Origin of the sequence: Acinetobacter sp. AHP123, from assembly GCF_023757925.1 — a bacterium.
Taxonomy (GTDB): domain Bacteria; phylum Pseudomonadota; class Gammaproteobacteria; order Pseudomonadales; family Moraxellaceae; genus Acinetobacter; species Acinetobacter oleivorans.
On the sequence record NZ_CP092454.1, the window covers coordinates 805,725 to 820,889 of the forward strand.

The 15,165-nt window shown below is 37.2% G+C and carries 16 protein-coding genes; 7 read left to right on the forward strand and 9 right to left on the reverse strand.

The genetic code is table 11. The annotated features are described in order from the left end of the window. Positions 1–4 precede the first annotated feature (4 nt). Positions 5–1,177, forward strand: coding sequence for an acetyl-CoA C-acyltransferase FadA (gene fadA, locus MJX77_RS03825; protein WP_004795064.1), 1,173 nt, complete (start codon positions 5–7; stop codon positions 1,175–1,177). Positions 1,178–1,221: 44 nt separating this feature from the next. On the opposite strand, the gene MJX77_RS03830 is transcribed toward fadA, so the two are convergent. Then, complete coding sequence (locus MJX77_RS03830; protein ID WP_252060585.1) at positions 1,222–1,713, reverse strand: hypothetical protein; 492 nt, start codon at positions 1,711–1,713, stop codon at positions 1,222–1,224. A 279-nt stretch (positions 1,714–1,992) separates the two neighbouring features. Between MJX77_RS03830 and MJX77_RS03835 the strand changes: the two genes are divergently transcribed. Next, the gene (locus tag MJX77_RS03835; RefSeq protein WP_252060586.1) at positions 1,993–2,709 is read left to right on the forward strand and encodes a YidX family protein; all 717 of its coding nucleotides are present in this window, start codon (positions 1,993–1,995) and stop codon (positions 2,707–2,709) included. A 70-nt stretch (positions 2,710–2,779) separates the two neighbouring features. On the opposite strand, the gene MJX77_RS03840 is transcribed toward MJX77_RS03835, so the two are convergent. Further along, positions 2,780–3,424 (reverse strand): RBBP9/YdeN family alpha/beta hydrolase, encoded by a 645-nt coding sequence (locus MJX77_RS03840; protein WP_252060587.1) that lies wholly within the window; start codon positions 3,422–3,424, stop codon positions 2,780–2,782. 71 nt (positions 3,425–3,495) lie between these two features. On the opposite strand from MJX77_RS03840, the gene MJX77_RS03845 reads away from it, so the two are divergent. Further along, positions 3,496–3,861 (forward strand): MerR family transcriptional regulator, encoded by a 366-nt coding sequence (locus tag MJX77_RS03845; RefSeq protein ID WP_252060588.1) that lies wholly within the window; start codon positions 3,496–3,498, stop codon positions 3,859–3,861. Positions 3,862–3,882: 21 nt separating this feature from the next. Here MJX77_RS03845 and MJX77_RS03850 read toward each other — a convergent pair whose 3' ends face one another. Next, a complete protein-coding gene (locus MJX77_RS03850) occupies positions 3,883–4,641 on the reverse strand; it encodes a hypothetical protein (RefSeq protein WP_252060589.1) in 759 nt (252 codons plus the stop codon). 177 nt (positions 4,642–4,818) lie between these two features. Here MJX77_RS03850 and MJX77_RS03855 point away from each other — a divergent pair, with 177 nt between their 5' ends. The 3 genes from MJX77_RS03855 (at position 4,819) to MJX77_RS03865 (ending at position 8,044) form a co-directional block, all read left to right on the forward strand. Beyond that, positions 4,819–5,520 (forward strand): DsbA family oxidoreductase, encoded by a 702-nt coding sequence (locus MJX77_RS03855; RefSeq protein ID WP_111855678.1) that lies wholly within the window; start codon positions 4,819–4,821, stop codon positions 5,518–5,520. 359 nt (positions 5,521–5,879) lie between these two features. Continuing rightward, the gene (locus MJX77_RS03860) at positions 5,880–7,022 is read left to right on the forward strand and encodes a hypothetical protein (protein ID WP_192835748.1); all 1,143 of its coding nucleotides are present in this window, start codon (positions 5,880–5,882) and stop codon (positions 7,020–7,022) included. A gap of 125 nt (positions 7,023–7,147) precedes the next feature. Beyond that, entirely contained in the window at positions 7,148–8,044 is an 897-nt protein-coding gene (locus MJX77_RS03865; protein ID WP_252060590.1) for a selenocysteine synthase, read from the forward strand. A gap of 84 nt (positions 8,045–8,128) precedes the next feature. On the opposite strand, the gene htpG is transcribed toward MJX77_RS03865, so the two are convergent. From htpG to MJX77_RS03890, 5 genes are all read right to left on the reverse strand, one after another. Next, entirely contained in the window at positions 8,129–10,048 is a 1,920-nt protein-coding gene (gene htpG / locus MJX77_RS03870) for a molecular chaperone HtpG (protein ID WP_252060591.1), read from the reverse strand. A 102-nt stretch (positions 10,049–10,150) separates the two neighbouring features. Further along, a complete protein-coding gene (locus tag MJX77_RS03875; RefSeq protein WP_005301752.1) occupies positions 10,151–10,504 on the reverse strand; it encodes a lysozyme inhibitor LprI family protein in 354 nt (117 codons plus the stop codon). 189 nt (positions 10,505–10,693) lie between these two features. Continuing rightward, entirely contained in the window at positions 10,694–11,278 is a 585-nt protein-coding gene (locus tag MJX77_RS03880; RefSeq protein WP_023274335.1) for an OmpW/AlkL family protein, read from the reverse strand. A 329-nt stretch (positions 11,279–11,607) separates the two neighbouring features. Further along, on the reverse strand, positions 11,608–13,032 hold the full coding sequence (locus tag MJX77_RS03885; RefSeq protein ID WP_005301747.1) for a Na+/H+ antiporter family protein: 1,425 nt from the start codon (positions 13,030–13,032) through the stop codon (positions 11,608–11,610). A 101-nt stretch (positions 13,033–13,133) separates the two neighbouring features. Next, complete coding sequence (locus MJX77_RS03890) at positions 13,134–14,012, reverse strand: alpha/beta fold hydrolase (protein WP_107880609.1); 879 nt, start codon at positions 14,010–14,012, stop codon at positions 13,134–13,136. Between the two features lie 117 nt (positions 14,013–14,129). On the opposite strand from MJX77_RS03890, the gene MJX77_RS03895 reads away from it, so the two are divergent. Beyond that, positions 14,130–14,615 (forward strand): DUF4442 domain-containing protein, encoded by a 486-nt coding sequence (locus tag MJX77_RS03895; RefSeq protein WP_004795093.1) that lies wholly within the window; start codon positions 14,130–14,132, stop codon positions 14,613–14,615. A 45-nt stretch (positions 14,616–14,660) separates the two neighbouring features. Here MJX77_RS03895 and MJX77_RS03900 read toward each other — a convergent pair whose 3' ends face one another. After that, positions 14,661–15,017, reverse strand: a complete 357-nt coding sequence (locus tag MJX77_RS03900; RefSeq protein ID WP_013199104.1) for a YMGG-like glycine zipper-containing protein — start codon at positions 15,015–15,017, stop codon at positions 14,661–14,663. Positions 15,018–15,165: the final 148 nt, after the last annotated feature.

Consider the following 15,165-nt stretch of genomic DNA (forward strand, 5'->3'; position numbering starts at 1 on the left):
GTGAATGGCTACTTTAAATCCACGTGACGTTGTCATCGTTGATGGCGTACGTTCTGCAATGGGTAAAACCAAAAACGGTATGTTCCGCAATGTACGTGCTGACAGCTTATCTGCTGAGTTGGTTCGTGCACTCGTTGCTCGTAACCAGTTTGACACCAATGAAGTTGAAGATCTGATCTGGGGCTGTGTAAACCAGACTTTAGAACAAGGTATGAACATTGGTCGTAACATCGGCTTATTGGCTGACTTACCAAAAACTGTAGCAGGTCAAACTGTAAACCGTCTTTGTGGTTCATCTATGCAAGCACTTCATACTGCTGCTGCACAGATTGCAACTAACCAAGGTGATATCTTCATTATTGGTGGTGTAGAGCACATGGGCCATGTAGGTATGATGCACGGCATCGACCTAAACCCAGAAGCATCTAAACACTATGCAAAAGCATCTAACATGATGGGCTTAACTGCTGAAATGTTAGGTCGCATGAATGGTATTAGCCGTGAAGAGCAAGACGCTTTTGGTGTTGAATCTCACCGCCGTGCTTGGGCTGCAACTCAAGAAGGTCGTTTCAAAAACGAAATCGTTGGTGTTGAAGGTCACGATGCAAATGGCTTTAAAATCCTTTGTGACATCGACGAAGTAATTCGTCCAGACGCAAACCTTGAGTCGTTCAAAGCATTACGTCCTGTATTCGATCCGAAAGGCGGTACGGTAACTGCGGCTACATCTTCAGCTTTGTCTGACGGTGCTTCTGCAATGTTGCTTATGTCTGCTGAGCGCGCACAAGCGTTAGGTTTAAAACCACGCGCTGTGATTCGCTCTATGGCAGTTGCAGGTTGCGATGCTGCAATCATGGGTTATGGTCCAGTTCCAGCAACTCAAAAAGCGCTTAAACGCGCTGGTTTAACGATGGCTGATATTCAAACTATCGAATTAAACGAAGCATTCGCTGCTCAAGGCTTATCAGTAATGAAGGGCTTAGGTATTTATGACAAGCAAGACATCATTAACTTAAATGGTGGTGCGATTGCTTTGGGTCACCCACTAGGCTGTTCTGGTGCGCGTATCACCACTACGTTGTTAAACGTAATGGAACAACAAGATACTCAAATCGGTCTTGCGACCATGTGTATCGGCCTTGGACAAGGTATTGCAACAGTGATCGAACGTGTTTAATTAACACCAAGATAAAAAAATCCCCGCTCAATGCGGGGATTTTTTTAATGGCCTTGAAGACCATCTTTAATTTGCTGCTGTAAATCTCTAATATCTTGAATATTTACTTTCATCGTACCCTCACGATAAGCATCGACATTACTTCGATTAATATTCAAATCTTTTAACATTACAAAGATACCATTGGTTGGATCAGAAGATTGTATTCCACCTGCTACCGCTAAAATGTATTGTTGTAAGAATGGAGAAAGTTGAGATAAATCAGGCTGTGCCATAACTGGCTGATAATCTACTGTAGTCATGCCTTCAGGGACTAAAGCATTTTGTATATCGTAATGCGTTTTATACTCATGATGTTGCAGAGCCTGACGCACTTTTTTATCTTCTTGGAAAGGTACAAATCCTACTTCTTCACGTAGCTCAGATTCAGCCATAACACGAATTGTTGGTAAAGTAGCCACTTCTTCTGCTTGAACAGTCGGTAAACCCATAAAAGCAAATGCAGCAATGAAGGCTGATTGTTTTAGAAAGTTCATAACTTGCTCCAAAAATCACTCACCCTATTTCAACTAAAAGATGATGATTAAATTAAAAGTATCTATAAATAGGCTACAACAAAGTCGAATTTGATTCAGTAATGCTCAGATAAACGGTAAATATAATTAAAATTTTTAATGTAAAAGTAAGAGATTTTATAAAAATATTTTAGAAATTAGTCTGAATGTGGCTAAGTCAGATCCTATTGTTAGATTTAAATACTACGATTTTTTGTTTATAGTCAGCCTTTTATAAATCGCTTGAATTCAACAGAAATAATGAACTTTAAAATATTAAATCAGAACATTATCATGAGCTGTTTACTAATCAGTTTCTTTCTCACTGGTTGTGCGAGTAATCGAATTATTGGTGAAAATACGCGAGAGCTATTTACAAAATATGACGCAGGCCATGAATGGATCACTTTAGTTGAAGATGATGTAATCGCATTCGGTAAACCATCCATATCCTTACCCAATGAACCTGAAGATAGTATTGTTATCGCAGGAAAAAAATATAGTTATGTCATTAATAAAGGTGGTAACGATTTCATTAAATTAATTAGCCAGCTAAATCCACAATATATTCAAATCAGTAATGAGCTAGACTTTAATGCCCCAGCTTCGAATAGTAACCGTTTTTACGGACATATTAGATTCTCTTACACCCCACCTAATGGAAAATTGAACGAGAAAGAATCAGCTTTATTTAAACAATATGGTGTAGTTCCATGTGGCTGTGCAAAGAAATTAGAACCACATAAATTTGATTTAAATCTTGAAGGAACTGTTTATCCTCCTGTAAAAAATCTTAAAACAATAACCCCTTTATCCAAGCCATATCACGTTAAAATCCAATATCTTCACGATAAGAGCGGAAAAGTTCCCTTATCCACTAAGGAGAAACTAGCAAATTTACCACTGCTTCCGTTTACCTTAACTTTCGATATTATCGCTTTACCTGCGAAAGTCATGGATATCATTTACCAACCTTAATAGACTACGAATAAGAATTACAAACTTTCAATAAAGATTAAAAAATCCCCGCTCAATACGGGGATTTTTATTAATCATTTAACATCTCTTTTAAAGAATTCACAACTTGTGGAAACGTCGTATAACCTTCTCTACCCAAAAAGTGCCCACCATTAGGAACCGTAATGTACGGCGCATCAATTTCTTTCGCCAATTCAATTGTCAGTTTTGGTGGAACCAAATCATCATTATCAGATAAATACACCAGCTTTTTCTTTATGTCCTTAAAATAGTTCGTATCGACTTTACTTTTTGTTATATAGGCATCGAGTGGAGAAAAGTCTGAAATTGGACCAGAAAATCCAGATACTAAAATCATTCCACCAATATTCTGGTAATCATGTTTTTGCAAAAAGTGCAGTAACGTAATCACCCCTAAACTGTGCGCAACAAAATAGGTATTCTCATCCACCTTAGGGATCTGTTGATCTAAAACCTTCTGCCAAGCATCCACATCTGGATGCTCAGAATCTGGAAATGGAATTAAGGTAACAGTCGTATGTTCATCTTCTATTTGATGTTTTAAATCTAAAAACCAGTGATCATCTATAGAAGCAGAGTAACCATGGAGCACAAATATTTGACGCATGTTCTTCTCCTGAAGTTCAAGTGTTTTGGCATTTGCAACAAATGACATTAATCCGAATAACACCAATAAAATGAGTTTTCTGATCATGGAACAAGTACCATTTTGAAAGATATAAACATGCTAAACTATGACACCACTGTTAAGGTCAACCCCATTTTATGAACCTTGCCAAAGTTGCCGAACTCACAGAAGTTAGCCCGCGTATGCTGCGTTATTACGAGAGCTTAGGGCTTATACAGCCTCTTCGAGCGAGTAATAACTATCGAAGTTATACGCAAAAAGATATTGAAAATATTAAGAAAATTAAAATATTAAATGATGCGGGCATGCACTTAAAAGACATTCAAGCCTTACTGCCTTGTTTTGATTTAGATGAACGCGTATTTACGCTGTGCTCAGTGGTTCAAGAAAAACTGCAAACTGAACTCATGCATGTGTCTGAACAATTAAACAAACTACAAACTTCTCAAAGTTTATTACAATCTTTTTTAGCCAAAGGAAAAACCGAGAGCACCAAACCATAATTTTTGATGCTCATGCCACGCTTAATCTTTTAAATCTCCTTCGAGTGCAGCTACATTCTTTTTCTTAATTTTTTCAATTTTTGCATTCAGTTTTAGAACATCTTGATAAAGCCCATTAAACTTTTTGACCTGAGCATTTTCATGAAAAAGAATCATCTGATCTTTCTTTTGCCATTCATAATTTTTTAGAAGTTTAAACATTTCTTCTGCTTTATCTAAAATTTGTAGCTCAATCATAAAAATTGCATGATCTTGATCAGCTTTTTGCTGAGTTCCTAATTTCATTTCAAGAAGTTGTCTCATCTCTGCATCAACAGATAATTCTTGAACCTTTGCTAAGAAAGTTTTATGAATTTTTTCATATTCACTTTGATACTGATCTGAAGCCATACGGACATCGGCTAACATCTTCTCGGTTTCTACAAACTTTTGCTTTTTATCAAGATCTAGACGATCAACATTTAAAAAAGTATCCCATTTGGCTGCTTTGAGTTCTCTTAAATATGCATTTCGTGCATTAATATTTTGAATCCAATAACTTAAAAGAAATTCTGAAATTTGCTTATAGTGTCCTGCCAACCGTTTATCGTGAATATTAAGCTCGACAGGTTTAGACCAGTCTTGCGCTTGTTCATAAAGCTGGTTCATTTTTTCAGTCATGACCACATCAAACATTTGACTACTATCTTTGGCTTGTTGCTGTTTGATGTGTTGATAGGTGAAAAAAATAATGCTTACGACAACAATCAGACTTGCAATTGCAATCAAAACTCGGCGCATACACACCTCCTATTTCCCTTTTTATAGTTTTGCTCTTTATAGTTATAAAATAGAGCTTATTCTTCTTTATATGCCATTTATTTCACAATACGCAACACTGTATTCGCTACTCAAAGCTTTAAATCCTTGTGCATCATCCCTATTATGATGGGTAATTAAAATTTATGAGATTCTCCCATGCGTGTTGATGTCTGGTCTGATGTAGTTTGCCCTTTCTGTTATATCGGCAAAAAACGCCTTGAACATGTAGCTGCTGAAGCAGGTATTGAGCTTGAAATTCACTGGCATAGTTTTGAATTAGATCCTGATGCGCCAGCAAAACATGACACATCAAATACAGAACGTTTAGCTAAAAAATATGGCCGTACCTATGAAGAGATGGAAGAAATGGAGCGCAATATTGCTGCCATGGCTGCCTCTGAAGGTATTGATTTCCAATGGCAAAAAGCGAATTCTGGCAATAGTTTCAATGCACACCGTATTATTCACCTTGCGCAAAGCAAAGGCTTAGGCAACCAAGCAAAAGAAGCTTTTTTCCATGCTTATATGACCGAAGGTCTCGCAATTGGTGAACGTGAAGTTGTAGAAGAAATTGCTTCTCGTATTGGTCTTGATAATGCGGAAGTTGAATTTGTATTAGATACTAATGAACTATCTGACTTTGTTCGTCATGACGAAAAGATTGCTAAAGAGCAGTTAAATGTTACAGGTGTGCCATTTTTTGTATTTGATCAACGAATTGCACTCGCCGGTGCTCAACCACGTGACGTCTTTTTAAAAGTCTTAGAGCAAGCACAACTTAAAGCAAATGCTGAAGCAGTCGAGCAAGATGATGCTGCTGTTTGTGATGATGAATCATGTGATATTCCACAGAAATAAATCAACACAATTGAAAATGTGATGAAATCGTATGTTTTATCACCATTTTAGCAATAGAGCGTTCTAAAAAAAGAACTATCTAATTGTTTAAAATCAGTTTATGATTGCTTCTTAGAATATTCGCGCTGTAATGTTCTGTTTTTTATGTGTTTAATGATCGGAATTTGAAGTTTCCTTGATCTATCATCCCCCTTAATTGGGGGATTTTTTTTGGTTAAAAATAATCGCTACTAGCATAAACTTTTTCATTTATTTCAAATATGTAAAAAAAGTTAAATTTACTTAACTTTTGTGTCTCCTCTTGATTTTATTAGAAAAATCAACAAAAGTGGAAACAACAACAAAACATAAAGATAGATATGAAAACATTTCACGTAATGCCTTATCGGCAGCTTTTTGCACTTTTAACTCTTGGAATTGGTTCGGTATGCATTGCTCATGCAGAAACGAGCTCTTCCTCTCAAAACCAACAAGTAGAAGGTTTGTCATCTGGAGTTCAAACCGAAGCTACAACAGATGAAAATCTGTTAGATCAGATCCCCCGTTGGGTAGATGCGACCCCAACCATTTTTCCAGAGCAGTCTAGTCAACCTATTGTTCCCCCTACCGAACAAACAGAAGATCAAACCTGGGTTGACCGTAAGCAAAAGAAAATTCGTAATTGGGCCGATCGTACTTCTGAAAAAATTGATAACTGGTTTGGAGAAGTCGATCCACAGAAACCAGCTACTGCAACCATCCGCGTAATGGTCGATAACTATTGGAATGAATACGATAATTTTGAAATTAAGCCCAGAATACGAGGCAGGATTAAATTACCAACGCTAGAAAAACGTCTAAGTGTGGTCTTTGGTGATGATTCTTTAGATAACGAATTTAATAACAGTCCGGCCAATATTAACCAAAACCCAAATCAAGACTCCAATAAGAAGTTAAATGGTAAACAAACTCGAGATGACAACAGTTCTATTGCTTTACGTTGGTCAGACTTCTCGAAAAAATTGCCTTTTGAAACAGATGCTGACTTAGGTATCCGTTCTGGAGACGATATTTATGTTCGTTTAAAAGCATCAAGAAATTGGCAACTCCGTAATGATTTTAAATTTTATGCTGAGCAAATTTATCGTTACGGCATAGACAGTGAAAACTACTTACGTACCAATCTTGAACTTACCCATGCCAGACCAAATCAACCGATTTTATCAAATCAGTTCAGCTTAACTTATGCCGATGATCAAGATGATGATCTAAGTTGGGAAAATAGGGTTTTCCGTGAACATAGTTTCTTTGCAAATAACCGTTTTAATTATGGTATTTATACAGGTGGTTATTACAACGACAATGACTTGCGTTTAAATAGTTGGGGACCATTTGTTTCATGGCGCCAACCTGTTTTACGTGAATGGTTCTTTGTTCAAGGAGATGTAAATTACTTTAATGATCACCGTGAAGATCGCAACCATTTTGTCAGTACATTCTTGCGCTTAGAAGCTCTTTTTTAAGCTGCCAAACATCACCTTGGAACCCATCCAAGGTGATGAATAATAAAACACTTTTAAATAAATTTTTAAGCTTAGCCTTTTAAAGTATTGTTCTAATTTTTATTTTTGATTCCTTCTCCTTAAAAATGAATCAATTCTCCCCTTTTTCATTTCAATACAAATCAGCTGCCTTAGTTTGTATTTATAGTTTAGGCGTATTGGCTTTAATTCCGCATACTCAATTTTTTTATAATACGTTCAAGCACCAACGGTCACGGCGTTATCCTTATTCTTCTACGAATTTTACTAAAGTAAAAAGACAATCACTTTCACTCTCTCCTTGTGAAATAGAGACAAATGATGCTTTACCCGATGTCGCCTTAATTCAAGAACTAATGGCTGTATTTGGAAATGATACGTTATGGAAACGTGCGACTCAGCCTGAACAGACTTATAAGGCCTTCGGTAAGAAAAAGAAGAAAACCTCATCGACACAGGTTTCGACAAATAATCCACTGAGTGCAAGCTGGGCGACCATTTCAACCTGGATGCCTTTTGAAAATAATCTTGATTTAGGTTCAAACTCAGAAAACGATGTTTATGTACAATTTTTGGCAAAGAAAAAATGGAATTTAAGACATAACATTAGTTTGGATACAGAACAGGTATTTCGCTACGGCTCTACTAGCCGGAACTACACCGAAACGACGTTAAACTTAACGCAGAAAATGCAAGATAACACTCTTTTCGCTAATAAATTTAATGTGAATAAGAGTGAAAATGAAGATTATAGTTGGGGAAATTGGACTTTTCAGCAGTATCAATTTTTAAAGGATAATCATCTTACTTATGGTGTCTATAGTGGTGGCGTATATACCAAAAATGACATTCGGTTAAATAGTTGGGGGCCTTATATTTCATGGCGCCAGCCTGTGTGGCGAAATTGGCTTTTTATGCAAAATGACCTTAACTTTTTTAACCATATTGATGATGATTCGAAACATCAGCTCAGTGTTCAAATGAATCTCGAAGCTAATTTTTAAACAAAAATTATCAAATTGTGGATAACTCTTTCTTTATCCACAAAAAAAGCCCCTGAGAGTTCAGAGGCTTTTTTTTAAACTGAATTATTTCAGCAATAAGCTATTAATACGTTTTACATAAGCTGCTGGGTCTTCCGGTAAACCACCTTCAGCAATAACAGCCTGATCAAAAATGACGTTAGCCAAGTCATCAAACTGTTCTGAACTTTCGAGTTTCTTCACCAATGGGTGCTCAGGGTTAATTTCTAAAATTGGTTTGATTTCTGGTACTGCCTGCCCTGCTTGTTTAAGCATACGAATAAGTTGAGGCGATAATTCACCTTCACTTGTCACTAAACATGCAGGGGAATCAACTAAACGCGTTGTTACACGCACTTCTTGCGTTTTGGCTTTCAATGAGTCACTTAGTTTCTCAACAACCGGCTTAAACTGTTCAGCTGCTTGCTCAAGTGCCTTTTTCTCTTCAGCATCTTGTAAGTCACCTAAGTCCACCGCGCCTTTAGAGACATTCTTTAATGGTGTACCGTCAAACTCTTGAACAAAATTCATTGCCCATTCGTCAACACGTTCAGCCATTAATAATACTTCAATGCCTTTTTTCTTGAACAACTCAAGCTGCGGTGAGTTTTTCGCTGCCGCTAAGCTGTCAGCAGTCACATAGTAGATAGCTTTTTGGCCTTCTTTCATGCGAGCCTTATAGTCAGCAAAAGAAGTTGTTACTTCATCGTTTGTTGATGTCGCATAACGTAATAATTTTAAAATACGTTCGCGGTTACCAAAGTCTTCGCCCAAGCCTTCTTTAAGTACTGAACCAAACTCACTATAGAATGTCTTGAATTTTTCTTGGTCTTTTTCATCTTCCGATTTAGCCAAGCCATCAAGTACAGTTAATACGCGGCGTGCATTACCTTCACGAATCGTTTTAACATCACGGCTTTCTTGCAACAACTCACGGCTGACATTGAGTGGTAAATCAGCGCTGTCCACCACACCTTGAACAAAACGTAGATAATTAGGAATTAAATTGTCCGCATCATCCATAATAAAGACACGTTTTACATAGAGCTTAATACCCGCTTTGGCTTCACGAGTAAAAATATCATGCGGTGCTTTACTTGGAATATAAAGTAACTGCGTATATTCGGTACTACCTTCAACACGGTTATGCGCCCAAGCCAGTGGCGCTTCAAAGTCATGCGTTAAGTTTTTATAGAACTCAACATACTGCTCTTCAGTCACTTCGCTCTTGTTACGTGTCCATAAAGCGCTGGCTGAGTTGATTGCTTCCCACTCGCCAGTTTTAACCATTTGGCCGCCTTTAGGCTCTTCACCTTCAGCAACCTCTTCTTCTTGCCAAACTTCTTTTTGCATTTCAATTGGCAAGCTAATGTGATCAGAGTATTTATTAACGATCTGCTTAACTTTATAAGATTCTAAGTAATCAAGCGCGTCATCACGCAAGTGAAGAATAATGTCGGTACCACGTGAAGCCTTATCAATTTGCTGAACTTCAAACTCGCCTGTACCACCGCTAATCCAACGCACCCCTTCAGATGCATCTAGACCCGCACGGCGTGATTCCACGGTAATTTTATCGGCAACAATAAAACCTGAGTAAAAGCCAACACCAAATTGACCAATCAACTGAGCATCTGCTTTTTGATCACCAGTCAATTTTGACATGAAATCTTTAGTACCCGATTTTGCAATCGTACCTAAGTTATCAATCGCTTCTTGCTGATTTAAGCCAATACCGTTATCAGAAATCGTTAAAGTTTTATTTTCTTTATTTAAAATGACTCGTACATGTAAATCGGGATCATTTTCATAATATTCAGGATGATTAATTCCTTCAAAACGCAACTTATCACATGCATCTGATGCATTAGAGATCAGCTCGCGTAAGAAAATCTCAGGGTTAGAATAGAGAGAATGCGTCACTAAATGTAAAAGCTGTGCAACTTCCGCTTGGAAACTATAATTTTGTGATGCTTGTTCACTCATAAATCACTCCTTAAATTTTGAAGTCTGTTTGTTCTCGAATGCTTTATGAATGGAGTACTTCTAGAATTTTTCAATCCTGAATATTAAAAATTTTTACTCTAATTAAAATGGACCGTGGCTTAACACTCTATCTTGCAATATTGCATCTAACTGCTGTTGTCGTTGTTGATAAGCTTTGCTAATACAACTTACACCAGCCGCACAGGCATTTCTCTTTTTCAACCATTGTTGCTGAGCATCTTTTTGGTTGTCCCGTCCGCCCATTGGTAAAGCATGCAGAACAATTTGATAGGTCGTCGCCATTTTCACATCGGCATCATTTAAAGAACGGTTTTTACAAATACTCTTTTCCGTTTTCGTTTTTGCAGCGTCACATGAGAAACTTGCGGCTTGCAAACTCTGTGTAAAGGCAATACCACTAAAAAGTGCTAAACAAAGCGCTAATTTTTTGTTCATAATTTTATTCCCATGTTTTGTAATGAATAGAAATTAGTTTAGAAAAAAATTAGCATAAGATATGTATAAAACTGTCTGTTTTATGCTTTTTTTAGTGCAAATAAAATCCATAAAAAAACCTCACATAAAATATATGTGAGGTGCCTGAGTCTAGGTTTATTATTATATTTTTTCTATTTATTATTATGCTTAAAATTTATAGCTATAACCTAAAGTGTAAACAAACGGATTAATATCTAGATCAAACTTAGTCCCATCATTTAAAGTAACTTCTGGGCTTAAATCAGCATAACGAACATCTACAAATACTCCCCAGTTTTTAGCATCCGCAGGTTGGAAATTAAAACCAACTTGTCCTGCCACACCAAAATCTTCTTTCACATCTTTTACAATGCCATCTTCATCCCAAGCAATAAATGCTGTTGCACCAACACCAATATATGGCGTAAAACGAGTCGAATTTTTAAAATGATATTTAGCAGTAATCGTTGGTGGTAACTGTTTAAGACTCGCTACCTTATTTCCATTTAACAACACATCATGGTTAACAGGTGCTGCTAATAATAACTCTGCCGAAAATGGAGATTGACTAAAAAAGTATTCTACCGATGGTGTAAATGCATATTCATGATCTGCTTTAACTACAGTGTTTTCAGCAAGTGTCGTGTCTTCCGAAGGAGCGATAACACTTCCACCAAATTTCACTTGCCAGTTACCAGCAAAAGTAAAAGAAGACATCCCCATTAATGCAACAACCAAAACTTTTTTGAACACTTTAATATCTCCAAACTTATTTATATTTATAATAAACATGTATTTTAAAATCATGCAATACACATTATAAAATTAATTTACCATTTATTTTTAAATAACTGTTTTAAATAAAATTATATATTAACCAACTATTTTAATTGGTTTTTATTCCAACCTTATTAATCAAGATTATTTTATATTACCAACCATTTCAATATACTTTATAATTCTGAGTGTTTTAATATAATTTATTTTAAATACATCTTTTATTTAACCAACAAAAAACCTTCTTAATTTAAATCTAAAGATCATCATTAAGAAGGTTAATCATTTAATATTTTATAAAAAATCTATAAAACCATTGCAGCAATCCAGCCAAAAATTAATAGCGGAATATTAAAATGAATAAATGTAGGTACAACCGTATCCCATATATGGTCATGTTGCCCATCTACGCCTAAACCAGCGGTTGGTCCTAAAGTTGAATCAGAAGCTGGCGAACCTGCATCACCTAATGCTGCTGCTGTCCCAATAAGGGCAATCGTCGCTAATGGTGAAAATCCAAACTGTACACATAAAGGCACATAAATAACGGCTAATACAGGCACACTTGAGAAAGATGAACCAATACCAATCGTGACAAATAAACCAATACAAAGCATTAAGAAAGCTGCAAGTGCTCGATTATCCCCAATGATTTCAACCACACCTTTGACCAGTTGATTGATATCCCCAGTATGCGTCATTACCGATGCAAAGCCGGCAGCAGAAATCATAATGAAACCTACCAAGGCCATCATTCGCATGCCTTGTACAAAGACATCATCTGCATCTTGCCACTTAAAAATTCCGGCAGTAGATAGAACAGCAAAACCGACTAAACCACCCAAAATCATTGAACCCGAATAGAGCTGTGCAGCCAGTGTCAGGCCAATTGCAAGCAATGCCATATAGATCGTTTTCTTTGCAATTACGGGTGCTTGCTCTGCCTCATGCTTTAACTCTTCTGCATCTGCTTTTAAGTCAGCTGTTTCATCTTGCGCTGTTGCACGAAGAGGTTTATCTAAATCAATCGTTGTAGTTGGTGTAATAGCGCGATCAGCATAAATTCTTGGTTTACGGTAGCTAATAAATACAGCAACCAAAGTACCTAAAACCATTCCCAAAACTGGAATAGCCATGCCAATTGACATCATGCCACGCTCTACATGCAAGCCATACGCTGCGCCAACTTTGTTGATATTCCCCATCAAAATTTGTTCAAGGAAAATTGCACCAAATCCAACCGGAAGAAAAATATAAGTTCCGACTAAACCTAGCGTAAGCACACAGGCTGCTGCTCGACGATCTAACTTTAAATGGTTCATTACCCGTAATAATGGCGGAACGAGTACAGGAATAAAGGCAATATGAACCGGAATTAGGTTCTGAGAGAAAATAGCAGCGATGAGTAAAATACCTAACAGTAGATATTTCACTTTCGTTTCGCGGCTTTTTCCAGCTTCCATTCCCAACAAACCAATCAGTTTATGGGCAAGCAAATCAGGTAAACCAGATTTTGAAAGTGCCAGAGCAAATGCCCCTAACACAGCATAGGCAAGTGCAACTTCAGCACCATCACCAAGACCAGCGTTAAAGGCATCAACGGTTTGAGAAAGGCTTAAACCTGCTACGAGGCCGCCTACAATGGCAGAAACCACTAAAGTCAGTACGACAGAAACGCGCGCCAGTGATAATAAAAACATCACTGCAATCGCAATAACGACAGCATTCATGAATAAATTCAGAGCAAAACAAAAGGCGACATTCTATCAGATTCAGACCTATGAAGCCGAAAATATCGCCGAATTAACAGTTTTATGCAGTCACTCAATGATTAAGCTTGGGCCTTAATAAACTGACGAATATGATCTGCAATTTTTGCCGGCTCACTTAGAATTGCCCAGTGATTTGCTTCAAGCTCTACATATTCAAAATTTTCCACCCACTTTGGCATAGCCTCAGTAATATATTCGGGGCTCACAAAAGTGTCATATTTTAAAATAACGGCTTTGACTGGACATTGAGCATAACGCTGACGAGGGCCAGTTAAACGAGGAATAAAATTTGCTCGATATAAATTAATGCCATATTTACCATCTGCATTAATATTATTATTTAAAGGTAAATTACTTTTTCTCTCTAGCTGAGTCAGGACTTTCCCCCATTTTTCAGGGCTAAAAAGAGACCATACTGTTGGTGCTAACAAAGGAAGATGGAATGCACCGATATACCAAGATTTGGTTAATATTTTTAGGATCTGAGCTGGTGAAGATTTAAATTTATCACGCAAAAATAAAGCAGCATGGTCAAGACATGGCCCAGAAATGGTTGTGTATGATAATAACCGTCCTTTAAATTTAGGCTCAGTTACCGACTCCCAAGATTGAATTGAACCCCAATCGTGTGCAGCCATATGGAATTGACGATTTGGTAATAATTCATCAACCACTTCTTGTAAATCTAGAGATAACCGCTCTAAACGGTAATCGCGTATACGTTTTGGTATAGACGACAAACCCGCCCCACGTACATCATAAGTGACAATGTAAAAATCATTGATTAAATTTTCAATGATTGATTCCCATACTTCTTGATTGTCAGGATAACCATGTACTAAAACCAACGGTGTATTTTTTTCGTCGCCCCATGTTTTGGCACAAAGCGTTTGTTGGTCACTTGTTGTTACTGTATGAACTTTTGGCTGCATAATCATTTCCTATCTTGTTTTTCAATCGATCATGTCGTTAGTCGGATAGAGCATTGCCATCAATGTAAAAAAGATGATACTTATCTAGTATGAATACTGTTTCAATAAAAAAAATTGACTATTATGGCTATTTTAAGAAGACTTCAGAACAATCCTACGATTTCAAAATTTCTATTTAATCACTACCCACCTTATCGTGGTGCAGGGATTTATATTGAAATCATGAATTTAGAACTTTGCCATGTACGTGTGAAAATGCCGCTGACCTGGAAAAACCAAAACTTGGTCGGAACACATTTTGGGGGCAGTCTTTATTCAATGGTTGATCCATTTTACATGATGATTCTGCTGCATCATCTCGGATCAAAATATATTGTTTGGGATAAAGCTGCTGAAATTAATTTTCTTTCCCCTGGTCGAAGTACGGTATATGCAGATATTCGAGTAGATTTAGCTGAGATTGAGCAAATACGTGAGCTTGCCGAAAACTACGACCCTGTTTTAAGAACTTATCATCTAAACATTTTTGATGAATCTGGGGTAAGAATTGCCGAAGTTAAAAAAACGCTTTATATCCGACGTAAAAAAGCAAAACCTTTCCCTCAATAAAAATAAGCGCTAAAAAGCGCTTATTTTTATTCAATCAATACTGTGTTATCTTTTTTCTTCAATCGCTGCACCAGCACCACCACCGATCGCACCGCCAATTGCAGCACCAGAGTCACCACCCAATATTGCTTTACCTACCACAGAACCGATACCAGCTCCGATCGCACTCTTAGTCGTGGTTTGCTTACTACCGCCTTGGCTATTTGAACCAACACCAGCACCTACCGCTGCACCTAAGCCAGCACCGACACCACCACCTACATGGTTACCTAAGCCACCACCCAGTGCTCCACCTGCTGCTGCTGCACCAATACGCTGGTCAGACGGACTCATATTTTGACAACCCGTAAACATAAGCGTAGACAACATTAAAGCAGAAACTAATCCTATTGTTTTTTTCATGGCCATACTCCTACTACCTGTTCTAATAAAAAGAATAATCCTCTTTTATGAGGAATTTGATCAGATTGTGTTATTCATCTGTCCTAATCGATTGATATTTTGTAAAGCCCATCTATTTATACTCATCAAACAAAATTTTAATTATAAA

Excerpts from the sequence above, each read along its gene's own strand:
- fadA (WP_004795064.1), top strand. The coding sequence starts at position 5 with ATGGCTACTTTAAATCCACGTGACGTTGTCATCGTTGATGGCGTACGT.
- MJX77_RS03830 (WP_252060585.1), bottom strand. The coding sequence starts at position 1,713 with ATGAACTTTCTAAAACAATCAGCCTTCATTGCTGCATTTGCTTTTATG.
- MJX77_RS03835 (WP_252060586.1), top strand. The coding sequence starts at position 1,993 with ATGAACTTTAAAATATTAAATCAGAACATTATCATGAGCTGTTTACTA.
- MJX77_RS03840 (WP_252060587.1), bottom strand. The coding sequence starts at position 3,424 with ATGATCAGAAAACTCATTTTATTGGTGTTATTCGGATTAATGTCATTT.
- MJX77_RS03845 (WP_252060588.1), top strand. The coding sequence starts at position 3,496 with ATGAACCTTGCCAAAGTTGCCGAACTCACAGAAGTTAGCCCGCGTATG.
- MJX77_RS03850 (WP_252060589.1), bottom strand. The coding sequence starts at position 4,641 with ATGCGCCGAGTTTTGATTGCAATTGCAAGTCTGATTGTTGTCGTAAGC.
- MJX77_RS03855 (WP_111855678.1), top strand. The coding sequence starts at position 4,819 with ATGCGTGTTGATGTCTGGTCTGATGTAGTTTGCCCTTTCTGTTATATC.
- MJX77_RS03860 (WP_192835748.1), top strand. The coding sequence starts at position 5,880 with ATGAAAACATTTCACGTAATGCCTTATCGGCAGCTTTTTGCACTTTTA.
- MJX77_RS03865 (WP_252060590.1), top strand. The coding sequence starts at position 7,148 with ATGAATCAATTCTCCCCTTTTTCATTTCAATACAAATCAGCTGCCTTA.
- htpG (WP_252060591.1), bottom strand. The coding sequence starts at position 10,048 with ATGAGTGAACAAGCATCACAAAATTATAGTTTCCAAGCGGAAGTTGCA.
- MJX77_RS03875 (WP_005301752.1), bottom strand. The coding sequence starts at position 10,504 with ATGAACAAAAAATTAGCGCTTTGTTTAGCACTTTTTAGTGGTATTGCC.
- MJX77_RS03885 (WP_005301747.1), bottom strand. The coding sequence starts at position 13,032 with ATGAATGCTGTCGTTATTGCGATTGCAGTGATGTTTTTATTATCACTG.
- MJX77_RS03890 (WP_107880609.1), bottom strand. The coding sequence starts at position 14,012 with ATGATTATGCAGCCAAAAGTTCATACAGTAACAACAAGTGACCAACAA.
- MJX77_RS03895 (WP_004795093.1), top strand. The coding sequence starts at position 14,130 with ATGGCTATTTTAAGAAGACTTCAGAACAATCCTACGATTTCAAAATTT.
- MJX77_RS03900 (WP_013199104.1), bottom strand. The coding sequence starts at position 15,017 with ATGAAAAAAACAATAGGATTAGTTTCTGCTTTAATGTTGTCTACGCTT.